This window comes from Streptomyces sp. SM18 (assembly GCF_002910775.2).
Lineage (GTDB): Bacteria > Actinomycetota > Actinomycetes > Streptomycetales > Streptomycetaceae > Streptomyces > Streptomyces halstedii.
Genome location: NZ_CP029342.1, coordinates 2063681 through 2088167 on the forward strand (window position 1 = coordinate 2063681; position 24487 = coordinate 2088167).

19 protein-coding genes, 3 tRNA genes and 1 pseudogene are annotated in these 24487 nt (G+C 70.1%); 11 read left to right on the forward strand and 12 right to left on the reverse strand.

Translation table 11 applies throughout. The features are described 5' to 3' along the window. The first annotated feature begins 1422 nt into the window (after positions 1–1422). Together B9S64_RS09245 and B9S64_RS34395 are read left to right on the forward strand one after the other, a co-directional pair. Positions 1423–1653 (forward strand): hypothetical protein, encoded by a 231-nt coding sequence (locus tag B9S64_RS09245; RefSeq protein ID WP_103505080.1) that lies wholly within the window; start codon positions 1423–1425, stop codon positions 1651–1653. Beyond that, positions 1650–2075 carry a type II toxin-antitoxin system HicB family antitoxin gene (locus B9S64_RS34395; RefSeq protein ID WP_181012141.1) on the forward strand — a complete coding sequence of 142 codons (426 nt, stop codon included), beginning with the start codon at positions 1650–1652 and terminating at the stop codon, positions 2073–2075. The genes B9S64_RS09245 and B9S64_RS34395 overlap by 4 nt, the downstream gene beginning before the upstream one ends. Before the next feature lie 359 nt (positions 2076–2434). Here B9S64_RS34395 and B9S64_RS09255 read toward each other — a convergent pair. The 3 genes from B9S64_RS09255 to B9S64_RS09265 all read right to left on the reverse strand — a co-directional run bounded on the left by B9S64_RS09255 (position 2435) and on the right by B9S64_RS09265 (position 2881). Then, a tRNA-Ile gene (locus B9S64_RS09255) sits at positions 2435–2508 on the reverse strand. Positions 2509–2730: 222 nt separating this feature from the next. Continuing rightward, positions 2731–2803: transfer RNA gene (locus B9S64_RS09260), tRNA-Asn, on the reverse strand. A gap of 5 nt (positions 2804–2808) precedes the next feature. Continuing rightward, positions 2809–2881, reverse strand: a tRNA-Asn gene (locus B9S64_RS09265). Between the two features lie 181 nt (positions 2882–3062). Between B9S64_RS09265 and B9S64_RS09270 the strand changes: the two genes are divergently transcribed. The 4 genes from B9S64_RS09270 (at position 3063) to B9S64_RS09285 (ending at position 8813) form a co-directional block, all read left to right on the forward strand. Further along, positions 3063–3371, forward strand: a complete 309-nt coding sequence (locus B9S64_RS09270) for a hypothetical protein (protein WP_028439814.1) — start codon at positions 3063–3065, stop codon at positions 3369–3371. Between the two features lie 207 nt (positions 3372–3578). Next, positions 3579–5033 (forward strand): FGGY family carbohydrate kinase, encoded by a 1455-nt coding sequence (locus B9S64_RS09275; RefSeq protein ID WP_103489135.1) that lies wholly within the window; start codon positions 3579–3581, stop codon positions 5031–5033. Between the two features lie 124 nt (positions 5034–5157). Further along, positions 5158–6891 carry an ABC transporter ATP-binding protein gene (locus B9S64_RS09280; RefSeq protein ID WP_103489134.1) on the forward strand — a complete coding sequence of 578 codons (1734 nt, stop codon included), beginning with the start codon at positions 5158–5160 and terminating at the stop codon, positions 6889–6891. Beyond that, entirely contained in the window at positions 6891–8813 is a 1923-nt protein-coding gene (locus B9S64_RS09285; protein WP_103489133.1) for an ABC transporter ATP-binding protein, read from the forward strand. The genes B9S64_RS09280 and B9S64_RS09285 overlap by 1 nt, the downstream gene beginning before the upstream one ends. A 108-nt stretch (positions 8814–8921) precedes the next feature. Here the strand turns inward: B9S64_RS09285 and B9S64_RS09290 are convergent, their stop codons facing one another. From B9S64_RS09290 to B9S64_RS09305, 4 genes are all read right to left on the reverse strand, one after another. Next, positions 8922–9986, reverse strand: a complete 1065-nt coding sequence (locus B9S64_RS09290) for an RNA polymerase sigma factor (RefSeq protein ID WP_103489141.1) — start codon at positions 9984–9986, stop codon at positions 8922–8924. A 218-nt stretch (positions 9987–10204) separates the two neighbouring features. Beyond that, positions 10205–12112 (reverse strand): DNA primase, encoded by a 1908-nt coding sequence (dnaG, locus tag B9S64_RS09295; protein WP_109492016.1) that lies wholly within the window; start codon positions 12110–12112, stop codon positions 10205–10207. 97 nt (positions 12113–12209) lie between these two features. Beyond that, positions 12210–13469, reverse strand: coding sequence for an NAD(P)/FAD-dependent oxidoreductase (locus B9S64_RS09300; protein WP_103488424.1), 1260 nt, complete (start codon positions 13467–13469; stop codon positions 12210–12212). 138 nt (positions 13470–13607) lie between these two features. Continuing rightward, positions 13608–14951 carry a deoxyguanosinetriphosphate triphosphohydrolase gene (locus B9S64_RS09305; protein ID WP_103488423.1) on the reverse strand — a complete coding sequence of 448 codons (1344 nt, stop codon included), beginning with the start codon at positions 14949–14951 and terminating at the stop codon, positions 13608–13610. 164 nt (positions 14952–15115) lie between these two features. On the opposite strand from B9S64_RS09305, the gene B9S64_RS09310 reads away from it, so the two are divergent. Further along, on the forward strand, positions 15116–15868 hold the full coding sequence (locus tag B9S64_RS09310; protein WP_103488422.1) for a vancomycin high temperature exclusion protein: 753 nt from the start codon (positions 15116–15118) through the stop codon (positions 15866–15868). A gap of 138 nt (positions 15869–16006) precedes the next feature. On the opposite strand, the gene B9S64_RS09315 is transcribed toward B9S64_RS09310, so the two are convergent. The 3 genes from B9S64_RS09315 to B9S64_RS34950 all read right to left on the reverse strand — a co-directional run bounded on the left by B9S64_RS09315 (position 16007) and on the right by B9S64_RS34950 (position 18677). Beyond that, positions 16007–17152 (reverse strand): methyltransferase domain-containing protein, encoded by a 1146-nt coding sequence (locus tag B9S64_RS09315; protein ID WP_103488421.1) that lies wholly within the window; start codon positions 17150–17152, stop codon positions 16007–16009. Positions 17153–17172: 20 nt separating this feature from the next. After that, on the reverse strand, positions 17173–18036 hold the full coding sequence (locus B9S64_RS09320) for a radical SAM/SPASM domain-containing protein (RefSeq protein ID WP_103488420.1): 864 nt from the start codon (positions 18034–18036) through the stop codon (positions 17173–17175). A gap of 449 nt (positions 18037–18485) precedes the next feature. Further along, on the reverse strand, positions 18486–18677 hold the full coding sequence (locus B9S64_RS34950; RefSeq protein WP_258037651.1) for a hypothetical protein: 192 nt from the start codon (positions 18675–18677) through the stop codon (positions 18486–18488). Positions 18678–18858: 181 nt separating this feature from the next. Between B9S64_RS34950 and B9S64_RS09330 the strand changes: the two genes are divergently transcribed. Further along, positions 18859–20205 (forward strand): transcriptional regulator, encoded by a 1347-nt coding sequence (locus B9S64_RS09330; RefSeq protein WP_103488418.1) that lies wholly within the window; start codon positions 18859–18861, stop codon positions 20203–20205. A gap of 75 nt (positions 20206–20280) precedes the next feature. Beyond that, a pseudogene (locus B9S64_RS09335) lies at positions 20281–20538 on the forward strand (hypothetical protein); the annotation flags it as partial. A 174-nt stretch (positions 20539–20712) separates the two neighbouring features. On the opposite strand, the gene B9S64_RS09340 reads toward B9S64_RS09335, so the two are convergent. Next, on the reverse strand, positions 20713–21201 hold the full coding sequence (locus B9S64_RS09340; protein WP_109492017.1) for a gamma-glutamylcyclotransferase family protein: 489 nt from the start codon (positions 21199–21201) through the stop codon (positions 20713–20715). Further along, positions 21198–21536, reverse strand: a complete 339-nt coding sequence (cutA, locus tag B9S64_RS09345; RefSeq protein ID WP_028439804.1) for a divalent-cation tolerance protein CutA — start codon at positions 21534–21536, stop codon at positions 21198–21200. The genes B9S64_RS09340 and cutA overlap by 4 nt, the downstream gene beginning before the upstream one ends. 280 nt (positions 21537–21816) lie before the next feature. On the opposite strand from cutA, the gene B9S64_RS09350 reads away from it, so the two are divergent. Together B9S64_RS09350 and B9S64_RS09355 are read left to right on the forward strand one after the other, a co-directional pair. Then, positions 21817–22263 carry a hypothetical protein gene (locus tag B9S64_RS09350; protein WP_103490068.1) on the forward strand — a complete coding sequence of 149 codons (447 nt, stop codon included), beginning with the start codon at positions 21817–21819 and terminating at the stop codon, positions 22261–22263. A gap of 61 nt (positions 22264–22324) precedes the next feature. Continuing rightward, positions 22325–24487 carry a hypothetical protein gene (locus B9S64_RS09355; protein WP_103490067.1) on the forward strand — a complete coding sequence of 721 codons (2163 nt, stop codon included), beginning with the start codon at positions 22325–22327 and terminating at the stop codon, positions 24485–24487.

Consider the following 24487-nt stretch of genomic DNA (forward strand, 5'->3'; position numbering starts at 1 on the left):
ATCTGCAGTTCAGGCGTCCATCGAAACTACGGCGGGACGTTGCGCAGGGAAAAACCCAGAATCAACCTTCTGCTGACAACATGGGCAGCGCGTGACCGTGGCGGGATCCACCACGATCCGACCGAAATCAATCTGGCGAAGCTCTCGTTCACACCGTTCCTTCTCTACGGCGAGCCCTGAGAGGGCGCAGCGCATTTGGTGCAGCAAATCCCTCCGCTCGCTGCACCTTTTCTCTTCCAGTCCCACTCTCCACCAAGCGACCTCAGACGGATCGAACGCCGTCCCACATCTCTTGTTGACGAGTGCTACCACGCGCTGCAGATTGACGCGGATCGGAGTCTCGCTGTAGCACCCGTTCCTGAATGCCGACAGGACCTCGTCGCTGCTGGGCGGACGGTAGCCGTGGGCGTCGACCCCATACATCGCGCCTGAGTGCACGTCGGTGACATGGCACCGAAGCCAGCTCTCTTCCGGAGTACCGCACAAGCGCGGCCCGGCGTGCCTGCCACTGTCCCCATAGCGCAACATCTCAACATCGTGCATCTGCTCGGCCGCTCGCCGGATATTCTGAACATCACTTTTTGTTCCACACCCATACCCATAGACTCTTACAGCGAGACTGGGCCAGGTCATCCAAACTGGGTACGGCTCAGAAGTCCTTGCGGCGGCCAGCGCCTTCCTGATTCGTTCACGCACCGGCGCAACTCTTCTCGTCATGAGCACAGATGCTAGTGGCCCACCAGGAGAAAATGCACGCTCGTCACACACAATCACAGGAAGCAGTGCGAGGAAATCAATAGGCAAAGGTCTACATCCTAGGATTACCCTCTGATAGACCTCCCTTTAGTGGCGCCCGGTCAGCCTCTGGTTACTCCTTCCACGTAGTGGCGGCATCTTCAGGTCAAGCCAGGTTCGACCGTTCCCACGCCTTCCGAAGCGGTCCCTCACATCCTCCAGTAGATCGCCCGACCATCCCTGCCGCCCGATCCGCGTGCCGACGTACCCCTTCTCCAACTCCCTGCTGGGCCGCCGCCGAGAGGTTCGTGCCCTCCTCCCGCAGCACGTACCTCCGGGTGTGCGCTGCTGCCCGAGGAGGGGGCGCCCAGCCTCTGCGGTGCGCTTCCTCCTGCGTTCGACCACAGCGGCTGTCACCGTGTTGCGCCCCTGTGGTTCGAGCGCTCGCGGACAGGTAATCCGGTCGCACCAGCCCGCTCGATCGGCGTGTGGTCACGATCCTTGCCCTCCTGCAGGCGACACACGAGCGGACCCGGGCGAGCACCGCCACGAGCGGAGGGCGATCTCCGACTCGCCACCCCTTGAAGTCGCCTGAGGTCGCTGAACCTCCGAGGCTTCTAGAAGGGCACGAACCTCGAACTCAAATCACTCTTGAGTTTGAACTCAATCCGCACTAGAATTGCTCGCGTGAAGCGCAGAGACCTCATGAAACGGCTGAAGCAGATCGCAGCTGAGAAGGAGGTTGACTTCACGGGGCCGGAAGGCAGCGGGCGCGGGCGGCACGAGACGTACAAGATCGGCGCCGTCAAAGTCCATGTCCCCCGGCACTCCGAGATCGCGGAGGGCACCGCCGAATCGATCATCCGGACGGCCGTCTCCACACCATCGAGCCGAGCGAAAAAGGGGCGCACTGAATGACCACGTACAAGGCAACAGCAGAGCGTCAGGGACGCTTCTGGGTCGTGCGCATCGACGGCCTTCCAGTAGGAGAGCAGAACGTCACGCAGGGCCTCACCTGGACCGAGGCCCACGAGAACGCGCGGGAGTTGGTCAGTCTCGTTCTGGATGTCGAGGACGATCCGGCTGCCTATATCGTCGATCTCGTTCCGGCCGACCCGGCGATGTTCGAGGTCGTACAGGAGGCCGATCAAGCCGACACCGCCGTTCAAGAGGCGGAGAAGCGCCGCCGCGTAGCGATGACACGAGCGGCACAGACACTCGTCGGCCTCGGGCTGACACAGGCCGAGGCCGGTCGCATGCTCGGTGTCACGCACCAGCGCATTGCCCAGCTCGCGCCTAAGGCACCGAACAAGAGCACCAAGAAGAAGCCCGCCGCCTGACGAACACGCTGTGAGCGGTGGTGCCGCTGACACGTCCGACTCGCCGCCCTTGCCGACGAGTTCGACAGTCCCGCTTGCGGCATGCCGGCGCTCCCACCGCTCGCGGACCGGACGGGCCCAGTGCGCATGAGGCAGACCAGGTGCGACGGGACCGAGACGGGACCGTCCCCCTCAACAGCCACGGGACTGGCCATCACCCACGGGAAGGGCCCCGAAACACCCAGGTCACCGCCGTTCAAGGACCGCTCTGACGCAGGAAGGCCCACGCTCGCCACACCGCCGTGAGACGAACGCCGCACGTGAGAGCCCCAGAAAACGCGTATCCCCAGGCCAGAACGATTCTGCCTGGGGACGCCCGGTGGGGCGGGTGGGACTCGAACCCACGGCCGACGGATTATGAGTCCGCTGCTCTAACCGGCTGAGCTACCGCCCCGTATCGGCGTGGCGCGTACACCTGTGCGCGCCGTCTGCCGCAGCATAGCCGGTCATACGATCTCTCGCTGCGGATGGCCGGCTTCGCGTGACCATGAAGACAGCGCTGCGTGCTGCCCGGTTCCGGCCTGCGGGAGATTGCCCCGAAAGAGTCGCGGCCGGGGGCCCCGGCCGGGGCCGGACGGGACGCGAAAAAGGGCCCCGCGGGGCCCTCTTCCGATCGCTCCCCCGACTGGACTCGAACCAGTAACCCTCCGGTTAACAGCCGAATGCTCTGCCAATTGAGCTACAGGGGATCGCGCTCCCCCGACTGGACTCGAACCAGTAACCTGCCGGTTAACAGCCGGCTGCTCTGCCAATTGAGCTACAGGGGATTGCTGCTGCGCCTCGAAACGTACCTGCCTGGCTGCTGCCGAGCGGCGCACGTTCGCTGCGACACATACATTAGCGCAAGCAGGGGGGTGCTCCGCCAATCGGTAGGGCCGGGGTGATCTCGGGTGCCCGTGGGTAGGCGGGCAGGCACACGTCGCACAGAGCGTAGGAAGGGTGGCAGCCATGCGGTACCGGCTCACGTTCATCGCCGGAGTGGCCCTCGGATACGTGCTCGGCACGCGGGCCGGGCGCGAGCGTTACGAGCAGTTGAAGCAGTCCGTGCAGCGGCTGGCCGAGAATCCGGCCGTACGCAACGCGGCGGAGTCCGCCGCGCAGGGCGGACGGGACTTCGCGGGCAAGGCCTACCACTCGGTGAGCGAGAAGGTGGGCGACAAGGTGCCCGCGTCGGTCTCCGGCCGGGTGCGGTCGCTGCGGGAGCGCAGCGGGCACAACGGCCACGGCGGCGACGACTGGGGCACCACCGACACCTGACGGGCCCCGCGCCGGGTACCGACATCGGACGGTGCCGCGCCGGGTGCCGACACCTGATGGGGCCCCCGCCTTGCGCGGAGGAGGCCCGGCGCGGCACCGTCCGGGGGCCGGGAGGGCATCGGGAGGGCACCCGGTGTGATGCCCGATACGTGCCCGAATACGGCTCCCGGTGCCGGTCGGCTCCGCCGGTGCGGCAGAATCTCGGGTATGGGCATAGTCGCCGGCTTGGACAGTTCATCCGCCTTCACGCACATCGTCGTCTGCGACACGGACACCGGTGCGGTGCTGCGGCAGGGGTACGCCGCGCATCCCGTCGAGGCCAAGGCCACCGAGGTGGACCCGCAGGCGTGGCTGCTCTCCCTCGGTGAGGCGGCCTCCGGGGGCGTCCTCGAAGGCGTGGAGGCCATCGGTGTGTCCGCGCAGCAGCACGGGCTGGTGCCGCTGGACCGCCAGGGCAATCTCGTACGTCCGGCGCTGCTGGGCAACGACCGCCGGGCGCAGGCCTCCGCCGCGGACCTGATCGACGGGCTCGGCGGTCGGCAGGCGTGGGCCGAGGCCGTCGGGTCCGTACCGCAGGCCGCCCAGGCCGTCGCGAAGCTCCGCTGGCTGGCCCGGACCGAACCGGAGAACGCGCGGCACGTCGCCGCCGTCCTCCAGCCGCACGACTGGCTGGTGTGGCAGTTGCTGGGCCGGCCGGCCCGCCGGACCACCGACCGCGGCGCGGCCTCCGGTACCGGTTACTGGTCGGCGGGGTCCGGCTCCTACCGGCCCGACCTCGTGGAGCTGGCGCTCGGCCACCAGGCCGCCCTGCCCGAGGTGCTGGGCCCGGCCGACACCGCCGGGACGACGCCCGAGGGGCTGCTGATCTCGGCGGGGACCGGCGAGATCATGGCCGCCGCCTTCGGGCTGGGGGTCGCGGCCGGTGACGCCGTGGTGTCGCTGGGCGCCTCCGGGTCGGTGATGGCCGTGCACCACGAGGCGCTGGCCGACCCGCGCGGGATGATCACCTCGTTCGCCGACGCGACCGGGATGCACCTGCCGGTGGTCCACACCTCGAACGCGGTACGCGCGCTGCGCGGCACCGCCGAGATGCTGGGTCTGGACGGCGGGCCGGAGGAGCTGTCGGAGCTGGCGCTGAAGTCGACGCCGGGCGCCTCGGGGCTCGTCCTGCTGCCGTACCTGGAGGGCGAGCGCACTCCGCGCCTGCCGCACGCGGCGGGGACGCTGAGCGGGCTGCGGCGCGAGTCGATGAGGCCCGAGCACCTGGCGCGGGCCGCCTTCGAGGGCATGCTGTGCTCCCTGACCGACGCGCTGGACGTGCTGCGCGGCCGGGGGGTGGAGGTGCGGCGGGTGTTCCTGCTGGGCGCGGCGGCCGAGCTGCCGGCGGTGCGGGCCCTGGCCCCCGCGGTGTTCGGTACGCAGGTCGTCGTACCGCAGCCCGAGCAGTACGCGGCGCTGGGCGCGGCCCGCCAGGCGGCGTGGGCGCTGGGGGTCTCGCGCGGGACGCTCGATCCGCGTACGCCTCCGGCCTGGCGGGGCGCGGCGGCGCAGGTGCTGGAGCCCGGGGACGAGCTGGCGGTGGGCCGTGCCGTGCGCCAGCAGTACGCGGCGACGCGGGACCAGATCCACCCGGGGGCGTTCGGGGACGGGGACGCGGTCTGACGGCCCGACCCCTCGGGCATCACCCTGGTTTTGACCGGGGTTTGGGGAAAAGCGATGGAAGTCGTGGCGGCGTGTACCGCAGGATGGACCGGCCTCTGCCCTTCGCCGACTCCGAGAGACACGTGTGCTCATAACACTCCTGCGGGCTTTCCTGGGCCCGTACAGAAAACCGATTCTGCTGCTGGTGGCACTCCAGTTCCTCCAGACCTGCGCCAGCCTCTACCTGCCCAGCCTCAACGCGGACATCATCGACAACGGTGTCGTACGGGGGGACACGGGCTACATCCTGGAGTTCGGCGGCGTGATGATCGCCGTCAGCGTCGTCCAGGTCCTCTGCAACATCGGCGCGGTGTACTTCGGCGCCCGTACCGCGTCCGCACTCGGTCGTGACGTGCGGGCGTCGGTCTTCGCCCGGGTGCAGTCCTTCTCAGCGCGTGAGGTGGGGCGGTTCGGCGCGCCCTCGCTGATCACCCGGACGACCAACGACGTCCAGCAGATCCAGATGCTCGTCCTGATGACGTTCACGCTGATGGTGTCGGCCCCCATCATGTGCGTCGGCGGCATCGTGATGGCGCTCGGCCAGGACGTCCCGCTGTCGGCGGTGCTGCTGGCGGTGGTGCCGGTGCTGGGGATCGCGGTGAGCCTCATCGTGAAGCGCATGCGGCCGCTCTTCCGCACGATGCAGACCCGGCTGGACACGGTGAACCGGGTGCTGCGTGAGCAGATCACCGGTAACCGGGTCATTCGCGCCTTCGTCCGCGACACCTACGAGGAGAAGCGTTTCCGCGGTGCCAACACCGAGCTGACCGCCGTCGCCCTGTCGACCGGCCGGCTGATGGCGCTGATGTTCCCGACCGTGATGACGGTGGTGAACGTCTCGTCCGTCGCCGTGATCTGGTTCGGCGCGCACCGCATCGACAGCGGCGGGATGGAGATCGGCGCGCTGACCGCGTTCATCGCGTACCTGATGCAGATCGTCATGTCGGTGATGATGGCCACCTTCATGTTCATGATGGTGCCGCGTGCCGAGGTCTGCGCCGAGCGCATACAGGAGGTCCTGGGCACCGATTCGAGCGTGGTCCCGCCGAAGGCCCCGGTCACCGAGCTGCGGACCCATGGGCATCTGGAGATACGGGGCGCCGAGTTCCGCTACCCGGGCGCCGAGGAACCGGTGCTGCGGGCGGTGGACCTGGTGGCACGCCCCGGTGAGACGACCGCGGTCATAGGGTCCACGGGCAGCGGGAAGTCGACGCTGCTCGGGCTCGTACCGAGGCTGTTCGACGCGACCGGCGGTGAGGTGCTCGTCGGCGGCAGGGACGTGCGGACCCTGGACCCGGCGCTGCTGGCGGAGTCGGTGAGCCTGGTCCCGCAGAAGCCGTACCTCTTCTCCGGGACGGTCGCCACGAACCTGCGGTACGGGAACCCCGACGCCACCGACGAGGAGCTGTGGCACGCCCTGGAGGTGGCCCAGGCGAAGGAGTTCGTGGAGCGGCTGGAGCACGGCCTCGACGCCCCGATCGCGCAGGGCGGCACCAATGTCTCCGGCGGCCAGCGGCAGCGGCTCGCCATCGCGCGGACGCTGGTGCGGCGGCCGGAGATCTACCTCTTCGACGACTCCTTCTCGGCCCTGGACTACGCGACGGACTCGGCGCTGCGCGCCGCCCTGTCGCGGGAGACGGCCGGGGCGACCGTGGTGATCGTGGCGCAGCGGGTGTCCACGATCCGTGACGCCGACCGGATCCTGGTGCTGGACGAGGGCCGCCTGGTCGGCACGGGCAGCCACCGCGAACTGATGGACGGCAACGAGACCTACCGGGAGATCGTGCTCTCCCAGCTGACGGAAGCGGAGGCCGCCTGATGGCAGGACCGGGCGGACGGGCGGCCATGGGGCCCGCCGAGCGTTCCGCGGACTTCAAGGGGTCGGGCAAGCGGCTGCTGGGGCGGTTCAGCAAGGAGAAGTCCTCGCTGTACCTGATGCTGGCGGCCGGCACGCTGAGCGTGGCGCTCTCGGTGGTCGGGCCGAAGATCCTCGGCCGCGCCACCGACCTCATCTTCGCCGGGGTCGTCGGCCGGCAGATGACGGCGGGGACGACGAAGGAGCAGGCCGTCGACGGCCTGCGCGAACACGGCGACGGCGGGCTCGCCGACATGCTGGGCGGGGTGGACTTCGTCCCCGGCCACGGCATCGACTTCGGCGCGGTGGGCGACGTCCTGCTGCTGGCCCTTGCGGTGTACGTCGGCGCGGGGCTGCTGATGCTGGTCTCCTCCCGGGTGTCGATCCGGGTCATCAACCGGGTCGTCTTCCAGCTCCGCGAGGACCTCCAGACGAAGCTGGCGCGGTTGCCGCTCTCGTACTTCGACCGGCAGAAGCGCGGTGAGGTGCTGAGCCGGGCGACCAACGACATCGACAACATCTCGCAGACGCTCCAGCAGACGATGGGCCAGCTGGTCAACTCCCTGCTGACCATCGTCGGCGTGCTGTTCATGATGTTCTGGATCTCGCCGCTGCTGGCTCTGGTGGCGCTGGTCACCATCCCGCTCTCGGTGCTGGTCGCGGCGCGGGTCGGGAAGCGGTCGCAGCCGCAGTTCGTGGCGCAGTGGCAGACGACGGGCAGACTCAACGCGCACATCGAGGAGATGTACACCGGTCACGCCCTGGTGAAGGTCTTCGGGCGGCAGGAGGAGTCCGCGAAGGACTTCGCCGAGCAGAACGACGCGCTGTACGAGGCCGGTTTCAAGGCCCAGTTCAACAGCGGGATCATGCAGCCGCTGATGATGTTCGTGTCCAACCTGAACTATGTGCTGGTCGCGGTCGTCGGCGGGCTGCGGGTGGCGTCCGGCACGCTGTCGATCGGTGACGTGCAGGCGTTCATCCAGTACTCGCGGCAGTTCTCGATGCCGCTGACGCAGGTCGCCTCGATGGCCAACCTGCTCCAGTCGGGCGTCGCGTCGGCCGAGCGGGTCTTCGAACTGCTGGACGCCGAGGAGCAGGGGCCGGACCCGGTGCCGGCCGAGTCGCCGAAGGAGCCGCTCGGCAGCGTCTCGCTGGAGAAGGTGTCCTTCCGCTACGACCCGGAGAAGCCGCTCATCGAGGACCTGTCGCTGAGCGTGGAGCCCGGTCAGACGGTCGCGATCGTCGGCCCGACCGGCGCCGGCAAGACGACCCTGGTCAATCTGCTGATGCGGTTCTACGAGGTGACGGGCGGCCGGATCACCCTGGACGGGGTGGACGCGTCGAGGATGTCGCGGGACGGACTGCGCTCCGGCATAGGGATGGTGCTCCAGGACACCTGGCTGTTCGGCGGCACGATCGCGGAGAACATCGCGTACGGCGCGGCGCGCGAGGTCACCCGCGAGGAGATCGAGGAGGCGGCGAAGGCGGCTCACGCCGACCGCTTCGTGCGCACCCTGCCCGACGGGTACGACACGGTCATCGACGACGAGGGGTCGGGGGTCAGCGCGGGTGAGAAGCAGTTGATCACCATCGCGCGGGCGTTCCTGTCGGACCCGGTGATCCTGGTGCTCGACGAGGCCACCAGCTCGGTGGACACCCGTACCGAGGTGCTGATCCAGAAGGCGATGGCCCGCCTGGCGCACGGTCGTACGAGCTTCGTGATCGCCCACCGGCTCTCCACCATCCGGGACGCGGACGTGATCCTGGTGATGGAGAACGGGGCGATCGTCGAACAGGGCACGCACGACGAGCTGCTGGCGTCCGACGGTGCCTACGCCCGGCTGTACGCGGCGCAGTTCGCCGCGGCACCGGCCGAGGTGGACTGACCGGGCGCGGACACACCGGCCGGCTCCGGGCTCGGTCCTGACGGCCACGGAGCCGGCCGGCGCGGTCCCGGGCTCGGGCCCCGTTTCGGTCCCGGGTCCCCGGCCGGCTCAGTCCAGGTAGCCGCGGAGCTGGTCGGCGTAGGCGTGGTCCCGCAGCCGGGCGAGGGTCTTGGACTCGATCTGGCGGACCCGTTCGCGGGTCACGCCGAAGATCCGGCCGATCTCCTCCAGGGTGCGGGGCCGCCCGTCGTCCAGGCCGTAGCGCAACTGGACCACCTTGCGTTCGCGTTCGCCGAGGGTGGAGAGCACCGCCTCCAGGTGTTCGCGCAGCAGCAGGAAGGCCGCCGACTCGACGGGTGAGGGCGCGTCGCCGTCCTCGATGAGGTCGCCGAAGGCCACGTCGTCCTCCTCGCCGACGGGGGCGTGCAGGGAGACGGGTTCCTGGGCGAGGCGCCGGACCTCGACGACGCGTTCGGGGGTCAGGCCGAGCTGGGCGGCGACCTCCGCGGCGCCCGGCTCGTAGCCGCGTTCCTGGAGCAGGTGGCGCTGGACGCGGACGACCCGGTTGATCAGCTCCACGACGTGCACCGGGACCCGTATGGTGCGGGCCTGGTCGGCGAGGGCGCGGGACATCGACTGGCGGATCCACCAGGTGGCGTACGTGGAGAACTTGTAGCCCCGGGTGTAGTCGAACTTCTCGACGGCCCGGATCAGTCCGAGGTTCCCCTCCTGGACCAGGTCGAGCATGGTCAGCCCCCGCCCGGCGTACCGTTTCGCCACCGAGACGACGAGGCGCAGGTTGGCCTCGATGAGCCGGCGTTCGGCCGTACGCCCCAGGACGACCAGCCGGTCCAGGTCGCGGGCGAGCCGGGCGTCCGGGCCGGGGGTCCGGGCGAGGCGCTCCCCGGCGAAGAGTCCCGCCTCGACGCGGCGGGCCAGCTCGACCTCCTCGGCGGCGGTGAGCAGCGGGATCCGGCCGATCTCGCGGAGGTACTGGCGGAAGAGGTCGGACGAGGGCCCGCCGGGCTCCGGGCGGCCGCGCGGCTCGGGCGCGTCCACCGGCTCCTCCAGCACCGGTCCGGGCGCGGCCGTGTTCTCCGGGTGGCGGGCGGCCCGGTTCTGCGCGGGGATGGCCGGGATGTGCTCGGTCGTCGTCACGGTCCGGGTCTGCACGGGGGCGACCTCCAGGTGAGCGGACCCTCTCCACGCCCGTACCAGGTCCGGGCAGGCCCACGACGCCCTGCCCGGAGCGCCGTACTGGGCCTTGGGTACCGCCACCAGTGTGGGGTACGACACATCGCCGCCACGAGGGGCGTGCGGTGACTTTCTGGCCCCGGCGCGTGACGGGGCACGGTCGCTCGGAGCGCGCGGCGCCGGGACCACGCGGTCGCTCAGAGCGCCGCGGCCCCGTGGCTGCGCAGGGACTCGGCGTACTGCTGGAGGACCCACACCTCGTTCTGCGCGGCGGCGAGGTGGTCGGGGGCGACGTTGTGCCCGAGGCGGGCGAGGCTGCCCTGGACGTCGTGGATCCTGCGGTCCACGGCGCGCAGCCGGACATGGACGAGCTGCATGCCGGCGTACGTCTCGTCGATGGACTTGCCGTGGAACACCTCCACGGCCAGCTCGGTGACGAGGTTGCGCACGGTGTCGTCCGGGGCGGCGTCCAGGACGGCGGCGAGGTACTCACGGGTCTCGGCCAGGCCCTGTTCGGTGCCGCCCGCCTCCGCGACACACCGGCGCACCGCCGCGTACGGCGGGGCGGTGAACTCGTCCTCCCCGTAGGCGTCGAAGGCCGGGGAGACCAGGGCGGGCTTCTGGAGGGCGAGCTTGAGCAGTTCCCGCTCGGTGCGGTGGGCGGGGCTGCGGAGGTTGAGCGCGGGGCCGGAGGGCGCCCTCGGCGCGGGCTCCTGCTGCCGGGCGGGGCCGCCGCGCGAGGGGCCGCCCGGCTGGGGTCCGCGCTCGCCCCGGTCGCGGGCCCAGCGGGCGAGCTGGCCGACGCGCTTGACGACGAACTGGGTGTCCAGGATGCCCAGCAGCCCGGCCAGCTGGACGGCGACCTCGTGCTGCGAGGAGCTGTTCTTGATCCGGGCCACCACGGGCGCCGCCTCGTCGAGCGCGGCGGCGCGGCCCGCCGGGGTCTCCAGGTCGTAGCGGCCGACGATCTGGCGGAGCGCGAACTCGAAGAGCGGGGTGCGGGGTTCGACCAGGTCGCGCACGGCGTCGTCGCCCTTGGCGAGGCGCAGGTCGCACGGGTCCATGTTGTCGGGGGCGATCGCGATGTACGTCTCGGCGGCGAACTTCTGGTCGTCCTCGAAGGCGCGCAGGGCGGCCTTCTGCCCGGCGGCGTCGCCGTCGAAGGTGAAGATCACCCGGGCGCTGCCGTTGTCCATCAGGAGCCGGCGCAGGATCTTGATGTGGTCGTTGCCGAAGGAGGTGCCGCAGGTGGCGATGGCGGTGGTGACCCCGGCGAGGTGGCAGGCCATGACGTCGGTGTAACCCTCGACGACGACGGCCCGGCTGGCCTTGGCGATGTCCTTCTTGGCCAGGTCGATGCCGTAGAGCACCTGGGACTTCTTGTAGATCGCGGTCTCGGGGGTGTTGAGGTACTTCGGGCCGTTGTCGTCCTCGCGCAGCTTGCGGGCGCCGAAGCCGACGGTGTCCCCGGAGGTGTCACTGATCGGCCACATCAGCCGGCCCCGGAAGCGGTCGATGGGGCCGCGCCGGCCGTCCTGGGACAGCCCGGAGGAGATGAGCTCCCGGTCGGTGAAGCCCTTGCCGCGCAGATAGCGGGTGAGGTGGTCCCAGCCGGCCGGGCTGTAGCCGACGCCGAAGTGCGCGGCCGCGTCCTGGTCGAAGCCGCGCTCCGCGAGGAAGCGGCGGCCGGCCTCCGCCTCGGGTCCGTTCAGCTGCTCACGGTAGAAGTCGGCGGCGATCTTGTGCGCCTCGACCAGCCGGATGCGCTCGCCGCGCTGGTGGGAGGGGTTGTAGCCGCCCTCCTCGTACCGCAGGGTGATGCCCGCCTGGCCGGCGAGGCGCTCGACCGTCTCGGAGAAGGTGAGGTGATCGATCTTCATCACGAAGGCGATCGTGTCGCCGCCTTCCTGGCAGCCGAAGCAGTGGAAGAGGCCCTTGCTCGGACTGACCTGGAAGGAGGGGGACTTCTCGTCGTGGAAGGGGCACAGGCCCTTGAGGTTGCCGCCCCCGGCGTTGCGCAGCTGGAGGTACTCGGAGACCACGGCGTCGATCGGGACCGCGTCCCGGACCGCCTTCACGTCGTCGTCATTGATCCTGCCTGCCACGTGTGAAGTCTACGGGTCGGCCGCCGGTCCCCGGAGGGACGGCCCGGCCGGGGCGCCGCCCGGGTGCGCGGCGCCCCGCCGGGGCTCCGGGCGGCGCTCAGACCAGGGACTCCAGCGGCACCGACGGGTCGCCCAGGGCCTCGGGGTCCGTCTCCCGGCCGCCGCTGATGAGGCGCTGGATGTTCTCGGTGACATCCCACACATTCACGTTCATCCCGGCGAGCACCCGCCGGTCCTTCAGCCAGAACGCGATGAACTCCCGCTTGCCGGCGTCCCCGCGGATCACCACCTGGTCGTACGAGCCCGGCGGCGCCCAGCCCGAGTACTCCAGGCCGAGGTCGTACTGGTCGGAGAAGAAGTACGGCACCCGGTCGTACACCACGTCCTGGCCGAGCATGGCGCGGGCGGCGGCCGGGCCGCCGTTCAGGGCGTTCGCCCAGTGCTCGACGCGCAGCCGGGTGCCGAACAGCGGGTGTTCCACGGACGCGATGTCCCCGGCGGCGAAGATGTGCGGGTCCGAGGTGCGCAGCGAGGTGTCCACGGCGACCCCGCCGCCGTGCTCCGGGGCGGCCATGTCGAGCCCGGCGGCCTCCGCGAGCGCGGTGCGCGGGGCGGCGCCGATCGCGGCGAGCACGTCGTGCGCGGGGTGCTCCTCCCCGGTGTCGGTACGGGCGGCGAGGACCAGGCCGTCCTGGCCGGTGATCTCGGTGAGGCGGGCGCCGAAGTGGAAGCGGACGCCGTGCGCGGTGTGCAGATCGGTGAAGATCTGGCCCAGCTCGGGGCCGATGACGTGGTGCAGCGGGGTGGCGGCGGGCTCGACGACGGTGACCTCGGCGCCGTATCCCCGGGCGGCCGCGGCGACCTCCAGGCCGATCCAGCCGCCGCCCGCGATCACCAGGTGGCCGTTGTCGCGGCCGAGGGCGGAGAGCACGTGGCGCAGCCGGTCGGCGTGGGCGAGCCGGCGCAGGTGGTGGACGCCGACCAGGTCGGTGCCGGGGATGTCGAGGCGGCGCGGTTCGGCACCGGTGGCCAGGAGCAGCTTGTCGTAGTGGACGACGGTGTTGTCACCGAGCTGCACCGAGCGGCCGGCCCGGTCGATGGAGGTGACCACCTGGCCGAGGTGGAGCTCGACGTCGGCGCGCGCGTACCAGGCCGTCTCGTGGACGAAGACGCCGTCCCGCTCCTCCTTGCCGGTCAGGTACCCCTTGGACAGGGGCGGCCGTTCGTACGGATGGTCGCGCTCGTCGCCGATCAGGATCACGCGGCCCGTGAACCCTTCCTCGCGGAGTGTCTCGGCCGCCTTCGCTCCTGCCAGTCCACCGCCGACGATGACGAACGTCCGGTTTGCGTCGACCACTTGAAGCCTCCTCGGTGCTGTGCTGCGCGGCGCCACCACCCGCGAGCGTCCCGCACGCGGCGTGATGGCGAAAGGGGGTGTGCCCCGATCAGGTCACGTCCGGGGCCCGTCGCCGGTGCCCCGGGTCATGTGACCCGGTCATGTTCCAGTCTGCCGGGTGCCGGTGAGCGACCGGTGCAGGGTGCGGGCCGAGGCGTCCGTGAGGGCGGCGATCTGGTCGACGAGGACCCGTTTGCGTGCCCGGTCGTCGGGTGCCGCGGTGAACAGCGCGCGGAACTGGGGCTCCAGGCCGTCCGGCGCGCGGGCGGTGAGCGCGGCGGCGAGTTCGGCGATGACGATCCGCTGGTCGGCGCGGAGCACCTCCTGCTCGGCGCGCTGCATGACGTAGCGGTCGGCGACGGCCTTGAGCACGGCGCACTCGTCGCGGACGTGGGCGGGGACGACCAGTTCGGCACCGTACCGGGTGAGCGGGCCGGGGCCGTACACCTGACGGGTGGCCGTCTCGGCGGCCTGGCAGAAGCGGCCGATGAGCTGGCTCGTGGCGTTCTTGAGTCCGGCCTGGGCGACCGCGGTGCCGTCGTAGCCGTGCGGCCACCACTCCTGGGCGACGAGCCGGTCCAGGGCGTCGGCCAGCTCCGCCGGGTCGGTGTCGGCGGGGACGTACCGCCCGACGGCGACGCCCCAGATCTCCTCGCGCTCCGTGTCGTCGAGGAGCAGGGCCGGGTCGATGTGCCCTGCGTGCAGCCCGTCCTCGAAGTCGTGCACGGAGTACGCCACGTCGTCGGACCAGTCCATCACCTGGGCCTCGAAGCAGGTACGTCCCTCCGGGGCGCCCTCGCGGACCCACGCGAAGACCGGCAGGTCGTCCTCGTACACCCCGAACTTGGGCGAGTCCGGGTCGCTCGGGTGCCCGGCGCGGAGCCAGGGGTACTTGGTGGCGGCGTCCAGGGCGGCGCGGGTCAGGTTGAGGCCGACGCTGACGAGTTCGCCGCCGCGGGGATCGCGGACGAACCGCTTGGGTTCCAGCCGGGTCAGCAGGCGCAACGACTGGGCGTTGCCCTCGAAGCCGCCGCAGTCGGACGCGAAGTCGTTGAGCGCCTGTTCGCCGTTGTGCCCGAAGGGCGGGTGGCCCATGTCGTGGGAGAGGCAGGCGGTCTCGACGAGGTCGGGGTCGCAGCCGAGCGCGGCCCCGAGTTCCCGGCCGACCTGGGCGCACTCCAGGGAGTGGGTGAGCCGGGTGCGGGGGCTGGCGTCCCAGGCCGTGCCCCGGGTGCCGGGGGTGACCACCTGGGTCTTGCCGGCGAGCCTGCGCAAGGCGGCGGAGTGCAGCACCCGGGCGCGGTCGCGCTGGAACGCGGTGCGGTCGGGCCGTTTGTCGGCCTCGGCGTCCCAGCGTTCGGTGTCCTCGGCGCGGTAGGAGACGGCGCCGTGCTCCGCGGCGCCGTGCTCCTGGATGTCCCGGGTGTCGTACGTACCGTCCATGGACCCGACAGTAACGGCCTTCCCGTGGCGGGCGGCGCAGCCGCAGGGGCGCGGGCCGTGCTCCGGCCCGGGGTGCGGCGTCGGTCACACGGCCGGTGGCGAACCTTTTCCGTGCCCTGCCCGTCCCTGTCCCTGAGGCATCGGTGGACATGAGGGGGCACGGTATGGGGTCGGTGACGTGGCGGAGACCGGCGGTCGCGGGACGGCTGAGGGCTCTGCGGCCCCGGCTGCCGCGGACCCGGCGGGGCCGGCGGTGGCTGGTGCGGTCCGCGGTGCTCGCCTGTGTGGCGGCCCTGCTGCCCGCGACCTGGCTGCACCTGGTGGCCGACGCCCGGGTGCGCACCACGGCCGACGCGCCGGCCCAGCAGGTCGCCGTGGTGTTCGGCGCGGGGCTGTGGCAGGGCAGACCCTCGCCGTACCTCGCACACCGGCTGGACGCGGCGGCCGAGCTGTACCGCACCGGCAAGGTGAGGGTGGTGCTGGTCACCGGGGACAACAGCCGTGTGGAGTACGACGAACCGGACGCCATGCGCACCTATCTCACCGAGCACGGCGTGCCGGACGGGCGGATCGTCAGCGACTACGCCGGGTTCGACACATGGGACTCCTGTGTCCGGGCCAAGAAGATCTTCGGCGTCGACCGGGCGGTGCTGGTGAGCCAGGGCTTCCACATCCGGCGTGCCATCGCCCTGTGCAGGTCGGCCGGGATCGACGCGTACGGGGTCGGGGTCGACGCCGTCCACGACGCGACCTGGTACTACGGCGGCACCCGGGAGGTGTTCGCGGCGGGAAAGGCGGCCCTGGACCTGGTGTTCCGCCCGGATCCGCACTTCCTCGGGCCCCACGAGCCGGGCGTGGCCGAGGCACTGGCGGCGACCGAGCCCGCCGGGCCCGCGGGGGTGGACGGGGCGGGTTGAGGGACCGGGGGCAGGGGTGCCCGGTCCGGGGCGGGGGCGGGGGTCATGGGGCGGCGGGGGCGCCAAGGACCAGACCGGACGGGCCGGGTCAGCCCGGTCGCCCGTCCGACTCGGGGGTGTCAGACGAGCGGACGGGGCTCAGGGGTCACCCATGGAAGCGCGCCACTTCCCGCGGGAGAGGTGGCACACGCCATCGGGTGTGATGCGGACCCGCGCGCCGAGCAGCGGCAACGAGCCCTCGGCGTTCAGACGGTTTCGGATGCGTTCCAAAGCCGTCCAGAGCCGTCGCGGTCCGCCTTGGTGGACTTCCGGCGGGTCGGTCCATTCGGCGGACGCTCGCGCCCATGAACCGTCCGGGTGGACCAGGAAGGCGGTACGGGCTCGGCCGTGAGTCTCGTATCCGAGTTCTACGCCTGGTGCCGTGACTTCCAGCATGGACCGGAGTTCCCACGCTTCGGCCACGTCCACCACGGGATAGCGGCCCGTACTGCGCTCGTCCCCTTCCGCGCTCCGGGCGAGGGCGAACAGCTCGGCGAGGGCGGGCGGGTAGTCGTCGCCGGAACGGGTGAGCATGAACCCCGCCATGTCCCGTTCCACCTGTCCGAACACGTCCCCGTCCTCGTGCTTCCACCCCGTGATGATCAGGCAGGTTCGCCCGATGGTGGTTGCGATCCTTCCGCCGGGTTCCAGTGCGGCGAGGGCCGGACGGAGCCCAGGACCGGCAGGAAGCCCCACCGTGGACACAATGCGCTCGTACGTGCCGGGGACGTGTTCGGTCGCATCCGCGGTGACGAACCGAGGGTGATAGCCCATGGACGCGAGCCGTTCACCTGCCGCGCTGGTCACGTACGCGTCCACGTCCAAGCTCGTCACGTTCTCGGCTCCGAATCGGTCGGACGCGTACGCGGTGAGCCCGCCGGCTCCGGTGCCCAAGTCGAGCAACGGCAACCCGTCGCCGAGCCGCGCGTGTCGGAGCATCCGAACCACCAGACTCGGCAGCGTGGCGGATGACGTGGGCAGCCCCTCGGGACGGTCACCGGGGTTCGCATGGTCGGCGTGCAGCCTGCCGACCCTGGTGACCAACGACCGGTCCGCATAGGCGGATTCGACCCATGCTTCCGGGTCGCTTGCCCCGTCGCGGAGAATCCACGTGCCCGAGCTGTCCACGTCCCACCAGCGCGGGACCAGTTCATGACGGGGCACCCGGGCGACCGGGGCGAGCCACCGGGAATCCGGGTCCGTCACCCGGTCGGCGAGCCTGCCCGCCGTCTTGTCCCAATCCATGTTGCCGAGCCTTCCAGTCATCAGTACGCGGGGTCACACGCTTCGGTACTGGCAGGGTCGCAGTCGCCCGAGTCGTTCGGAGTGCACGCGGCACGCGGGACGGGGATGCTCGCGGACAGCTCCGCCCACCGTGGTCCCCCGAACAGATCGGCAAGCCGCGTGTTCCGCACGTTGCCCGCCGGGAAGTCCCGCGAGAGCACGCAGCCGGCGAGATCACCGTTCGGCAGCACGGCAGCCCGTCCGCGCGTACACCGCCCGCACATCTCGGCGAGGTTGGGCGCCTGCCCCGGCAGCGCGGCACGCCCCACCGCTCGCGCTCGGTCGGTGTTGATGTGCCTCACCCCCATGGATTCCAGCTCGGCGCGGGCTTCGGCGACGCGCTGCCCCGGCAGGATGTCCACGATTCCAGCCCTGACCGTGATCCCTCGGTTCACGGCTTCGCGGATGTTGCACCGGGCGCGGACGTAGCTTCCGGTCTTGCCCGTGATCCGGTCGTGTTCCTCGGGGTCATCGCTGTAATAGCTCGTCCCGAGGATGAGCCCCTCCCGCTGGAACAGCTCCCACCACGCGGGCTTGACTGTGAACAGGTTGGAATACACCTCCACATGCAGCCCGAGTGAGAGCCCGAGTTCGGCGAACTCCCGCCACTGCGGGTGAACGGTCGGCTCGCCCCCGATGAGCTGGATGGTACGGATACCGAGCCCGGCGGCGTCCACGATGACCCCCCGCCAGTCCTCGGGCGTCATGGTGCCGTGGGACGCTTGCGGGCTGGACTCAGACAGACAGTGCGTGCAGGTGAGTTGGCATTTCCCTGTGATCTCCAGTTCAAGAGACTGGATACCGGCCACCGGTTCGCGGGTGGGGGGCTCAACGAGCGAGGTCATGTGGTGTTCCCTCCGTGTCGTCTTGCTGGTCTGTGCTTGGGCCCGTCCGACTACCGCCGTGCGTGCCCAGGTGGTAGTCGGACAGGGGCTTGTGTGGGCCGCGCATGGGCGAGCACACCGGGCGCACGGCGGATGACGGAAGAACCAGGGCGTGCGCGGTGAGCGCGTACCACAGGTGTCGTCGTCATGTGCAAGGAACTCGTACGGGGGACCCCCGCTGAGCTGGTGCGACGCGTCGCCCTGGTGCTCGTCGTCCTCGGCCCGAAACCGAAGCTCGGCAGGTGCGTCCCGCTCGGCGTGCGTGACCGCACGCGGGGTCCAACTCGATGCGGTCCAGCTCGGCCGCTCGGTGCCTCTGCGGGGTGAGCGCCTCCGTGATCCGAAGGAAGCGGGTCCGTAACCGCATCTCCGCGGTCCCACAGCGAGGGTGAGCCATACGCGTAATCGGGTCACAGCACTTCCCCCCGGCTCTGTGCATTCGCGCGGGCAGTTCTCGCACACAGACGCTCTATGGGGTCCGCCGGGCGGACGTGATTCGGCTCGGCTTCCCACTCGGTACCGCCCCCGAGGGGCCGCAGGGACCAGTACGAGCCGGCGACCCCTCGGAATTCCCCGATGCGGCTACGGCTCGTGTCCACCATCAGCACACCCACGGGGGGCGGTTCCGGCTCTGCATTCACTCGCCCATGTCCCTTCCGCTGCGGACTCTCGTGTTCGCTCTAGGCAACCGCGTGATCACGCCCGGCGGTACTGTTGGGAAGCGCACAAGGATGAAGAGCGTTAAGCCGCTTGACGCAGTCGTGCATGGGGAGTTGAACGACCATGGGCACCAGGGAGCCGAACACAGGACTAGAGCGACTCTTCCGAGAGACCGGATGGACGCTGCGGCAGTGTGCGCAAGCGATCAACCGAGTCGGGACCGAGCGCGGCACCCCGAAGCAGTACTGTGCGCCTTCCGTTCACCAGTGGCTGAGCGGGAGCGTGCCGCGCGATGATGCCCGGCCGTTGATCTTGGAAGCGCTCGCCCGCAAGCTCGGGCGACCCGTCACGTACGCGGAAACCGGCTTCCCGGCCCCCGAGAGCGTGACGGGGGCGGCATCATCCAGCACGGTCGACGGGATCATTGATCTTGGAAGGCTGGACATGACCCCTTCCCGCCGCAGCGTGCTTGGCGTCGCCCTGTTCTCGGTCGCCCTCACTGTTCCGGACTGGCCCGACGTGGTGGGGCGTATGGAAGCCGCACAGGCAGGTACCCGAACCCGCATCGGCATGTCTGACGTGCACACGGTCTCTGCCATGACGGAACAGCTCTCATCGATGGATGACCAGTTCGGCGGCCGGACCGCTCGCCCCCTTGCTGCCACGTTCTTGGTAAACACCGTCGTCCCCTTCCTGCGGACAGACGGGCCCGAGGACGTACGGAAAGCCATGATGTCCGCAGCGTCCGATCTCTGCTATCTCACGGGGTACATGGCGGTTGATGAGGGATTGCACGGGCTCGCCCAGCGGTACTACCTCAAAGCCCTGGAGCTTGCGGGAGCGTCCGAAGATCACCTCACGTTCTGCACCACGCTCCGGGGCATGAGCGTGCAAGCGGTAGACCTAGGCCACGGGCCCATGGCTGTACGGCTCGCGGATGCTGCGGCGGCTTCCTCCCCCCACGCCGGTCCACGGATGCGCGCCTTTCTCGCCGGCCAGCAGGCGCATGCAGCCGCACAGACCGGAGACCGGCGGTCCGCGCGCATGTACTTGCAGGAAGCGGAAGTTGCCATGGACAAGGCAGAGTCCCGAGGGAAGGTGTTCGGATCGTATGACCCCGCATCGCTCAATTACCACACCAGTCAAGTGCGGTTCGAAATGGGCGACGCGCAAGGGGCGGTTGCCGCCATGCAGGAATCCGACCGGCTTCGGTACAGCATCTATAGACGTACGCGCGTCAAGGAACGGGCGATCCTCGCCGAGCGGCAACTGACCGTCGGGCATCTCGAAGCCGCGTGTAAGACGTGGGGGCTCGCACTGGACGATTACCCGCTAGTCAACTCGGGCCGGATCGATAAACGGATGACGGACATGTTCAATCTCATTCGTCCACACGTCCGCAACCATGACGCCCAAGCTCTGTACGAGCGCGCACGCGAGACCGTCCGGCCCGAGCTCGTCCCGGCATAGCGAAAGCCCCGCCACACCCCCCGGTCGGAAAGCACGGCGGGGCTGGTGGTCACGCTGCCCCGAGTCGAGGAACGCGACGGACGGATCGCCAGCGACTACGCCGGGTTCGGCACGTGGGACTCCTGTGTCCGGGCCAAGAAGATCTTCGGCGTCGACCGGGCCGTGCTGGTGAGCCAGGGCTTCCGCCCACGGCGGGCCATCGCCTGTGCGGGTCGGCCGGGATCGACGGTGTTCCAACCGGATCCGCACTCCCTCGGGCCCCACGAGCCGAGTGTGGCCGAGGCGCTGGCGACCGAACCCGCCGGGCCCGCGGAGGTGGACGGGGCGGGTTGAGGGGCCGGGGGGCCGGGGACGCCCGGTCCGTGGCGGGGGCCGGGTTTCACGGGACGCCCGGTCCGGGGCGAGGGTGCCCGGTCCGGGGCGGGGGCGGGGGTCATGGGGCGGCGGGTCCGGGGCGGGGGCGCCGGGTCCGGGGCGGCGGTGCCAGGCCCCGGGCAAGGGCCGGGATCACGGGGTGCCCGGTCCGGGGCGAGGGTGCCGGGCGAGCCAGTCGCCCCCGGGGACGGGCGTGCCACCGGTGCGCAGGGAGCGCGTCACGGCGGCGCCCGCGAGGTAGACCCAGGCCCGGACCGGGCGGGCCGGGCCGTCCGGGTCGGCCCGGTCGCCCGCGCGGTGCGGGCCGTCCGGGCGCGGGACCACGGGCCGGGCCACCCGTTCGTACAGGTTGCGGGGGTGGCCGGGGCCCAGGTAGCCCTCCAACTCGTCCAGCACCGCCAGCAGTTCGCCGTACGCGCCCGGCGCGGCGGTGACGAGCGCGCCGCGCACCTCGCCGGGTCCCTCCACGGCGTACGGATACCCGGGACCGTGGTACAGGAGCGCGCCCGGCAGCACCGCCGGGCACTGTCCTCGGACACGGCCGGTGAGAAAGCGGTCGTGGTTCCGTTCGCCGGGGAGCAGCGTCCCGTAGACGAAGAACGGCAGGCCGTCCTCGGTCACAGGGCGGCCGGGGGCGCCGTCTCGGCCGCCACCCAGGCCAGGTAGCGGGCGCTGCCGCGCACGACGGGGGTGGCGATGACCTCCGGGGTGTCGTAGTCGTGCGCGACCATGAGGTGGGCCTCCAGTTCGTCGTACCGCAGGGCCGTCGTCTTGAGCGTCACCTGCCACTCCTGGGCGGTCTCCACGGCGTCCTGCCACCGGTAGACGGAGGTGACGGGCCCGGAGACCTGCGCGCAGGCGGCGAGTCGCGCCTCCACCGCGCCCCGGGCGAGCTCCCGGGCCTTGTCCTCGCTGTCCGTGGTGGTCAGTACGCTCAGCCATGCGGGCTCGGTCATGCCGTCTCTCCTCGGTGCGGCCGGTGTGTGTCCCGACGATTGTCCGTCGCCGCGTCAGCTTCCGTGCGAGCGCCGCGTGTTGACCCGTGCGACCAGCGGCCGTGTCAGCGGCCCAAAAGGGGCGAACACCGTGATGCGCGGCAACTTCGGACGGAAGTCACCGCACGCATGTGAACACCTTGCACCGATCCCGCACACCGCCCTCCACCCCCACACACATTGCTAGCGTGTACGAGTAAAGGGCGCGGCCTGTTCGAATGGCGTACGGGGGGGTATCGACGTGGCATGGGACGAGTGGGAACAGCTCAAGAGCGACGCGGCGGACAAGCGTTCCGCCCACATGCGGCTCAACCAGGCGGTCGACAACGGGGGCGGGGGCGGTGACGACCTGGTCGTCCACGACGACGAGTTGGGGCAGATGGGCAACACGGCGTTCGAGTTGCGCCAGAAGTTCGGCACCGACAGCGACTTCGCCCGCCCCAGCACGTTCACCGCGTCGGTCGACCTGTTCAACGACGGGCTCGACATGGGGTCCGCTCTAACCGAGCTGCACGACGCGTGGAACACGCAGAGCCAGACCTTGAAGGAGGCGTGCGCACACATCTCGAACCACTTCGACTTCACGCGCGCACAGCACGCCAAGGACGAGGTGCAGATCAGGACGGGGATGAGGGACGCGGACGGCGACCTGATGTCCGTGTCGAAGATCAACGAATACATCAGGTAACTCTCTCCACGGTCATGGACGACAACAACGGGGGCTGGGCAACGGCATGTCGGCGGAAACGATGACGGCGAACGAACTCATCGCTCTGCGTCTGGGCACACTGGACACCGCGGTGTCCGACTGGGAGACGATGCACGGAAGGCTGGACACGCTGGCCACCGGAGGCGGGGGTGAGACGAGCGCGAAGACACTCCGGTCGCAGGCGAACGCCGCCGACTGGAAGGGCGTCAACGCCACCATCTCCAAGGAGTTCATCACCAAGACCGCCGTCGAGTTCCAGGACGTGGCCGCCCAGGCGAAGAGCGTGCTCGGCATCCTTCGCGATGCCAGCGCCGCGTTCAAGAAGCACAAGGCGGCACTGCGCACGGTCATCGACGACGTCTCCACACGCAACATCCTCATCAACGCGAAGGGCGGGGCAGTCGCCTCCGTTCCCTCGGGCGCGGCGGCGGGCGATGGTGACATCCACATGCCGAGCGACGAGGAACTCGCTGCGGCGGAGCGCCGGGTGAAGCGGGTGCTCCAGGAGGCGAGCGAGACCGACCGCATAGCCGCACGGGCGCTGCGGGCGCTCGCGAAGAACAAGTACGACTTCTCCGGCGACGGTCCGGGCGGGCTCAAGGAGGCCGACGACCGGCAGGGCAGGGAGGACGCCGACTACTGGGCGAAGAAGGCTCAGGAGTCGGACCCCGGGGAGTGGAGCGACAAGGACATAGCACGCTTCAACGAGACCCTCAGGAACCAGCGCGACAACCCGGGCTTCAGCGAGCGGTTCGCCACCTCGCTGGGCGCCGAGGGGACGCTCCAGTTCTGGCGTGACATGGCGGCACCGCCCGGTGGCGCGGTGGAGGGTGAGCGGGCCAAGATCCTCGCCGAGGTCCAGGACAACCTGAGTATGACGCTGGCCACCGCGACCCACAGCGACAGCCCGGCCATGGAGACCTGGAAGCGCGACGTCATCGCGGCCGGCGACAAGCCGTTCCCGATCCACGGGCTGCCGATGGGCCCCAACGGCTACCAGGTCATGAGCAGCCTGATGGGCAAGGGCACGTTCGACGAGGCATTCCTGCACGACTACGGCAACAGCCTGCTGAAGTACGAGCGCGAGTACCCCGGTGACCCGGCGGTCGCCTGGCGGGACACGGCCAACCTCCACTACCCGCCCACGGACGAGCCCAACGATCCTTTCGCCGGCTTCATGGAGGGGCTCGGGCACAACCCGGAGGCCTCGCTGGAGTTCTTCAACGACTCGACCACCGCCGACGGCAAGAAGCTCGACAACTGGGACTACCTGGTGGCCAAGGGCGACAACGCCCGCGAGTGGCCACCGGGTGAGGACGGCAAGCCGCTGGGACACGACGCCATGGGGCACGCCCTCGAATCGGCGACGATCGGTGTGCCGTACGACTCGGACGCGACACCGCCGAAACACTCGTCGGGCAGCGCGGAACTCGTCAACCGGATCATCACGGAGTACGGCAAGAACCACGACCGGCTCGACGATTCCCCGCTGAGCGACAGCCTCGGCAACATCACTGCGGAGTACATGCGGGACGTACAGGACGCGATGAACGGGTCCCGCCCGATCGAAACATACGGCAGCAACGCGAACCTGGGCTATCCCGACATGGACGACGGACGGTTGAAAGACTTCATCGCCGCAGTGGGCAAGGATCCCGATGCCTATGGGGCGATCATGACTGCCCAGCAGGCGGTCACCACCGAGCTGGTCAACGACGCCTACCAGGACAAGGCGAAGTACGAGGAGTTCGCGTCGGAGGTGGGAAACTGCGTCACCCCAGGCGCCGAGATCGCGGGAATCCTGGCGGAGTCTCGTACCCAGGCCGTCTACGACGCCAAGATCGCGTCCGACGAGGAGTTCAACGAGGGCCTGGCTCTCGCGGACAAGTGGGCGGACCGCGCGATCGACATGGGGCTGTCCAAGCTGCCCGTCGCGGGGGACGCCGCCGGGATGATCATCGGGGATATCAAGGAGGCGGTCGTGGACCACTACACCCGTGACTCCGGCGACGAGGCGGCACAGAAGCGGAGCGACTTTCTGGAGAGCCAGCGGACCAGTTCGTCAAACGCCGTGTACACGGTCACGTATGAGGCGGCCATCGCGGTGGGGCTCGATCAGGAGAACGCCCGGAGCCAGGCCGATGCCGCCGCCCGTCATGTCAAGGAGGGCTACGCCATGGGTCGCCAACGGGCGGGGAGTTGA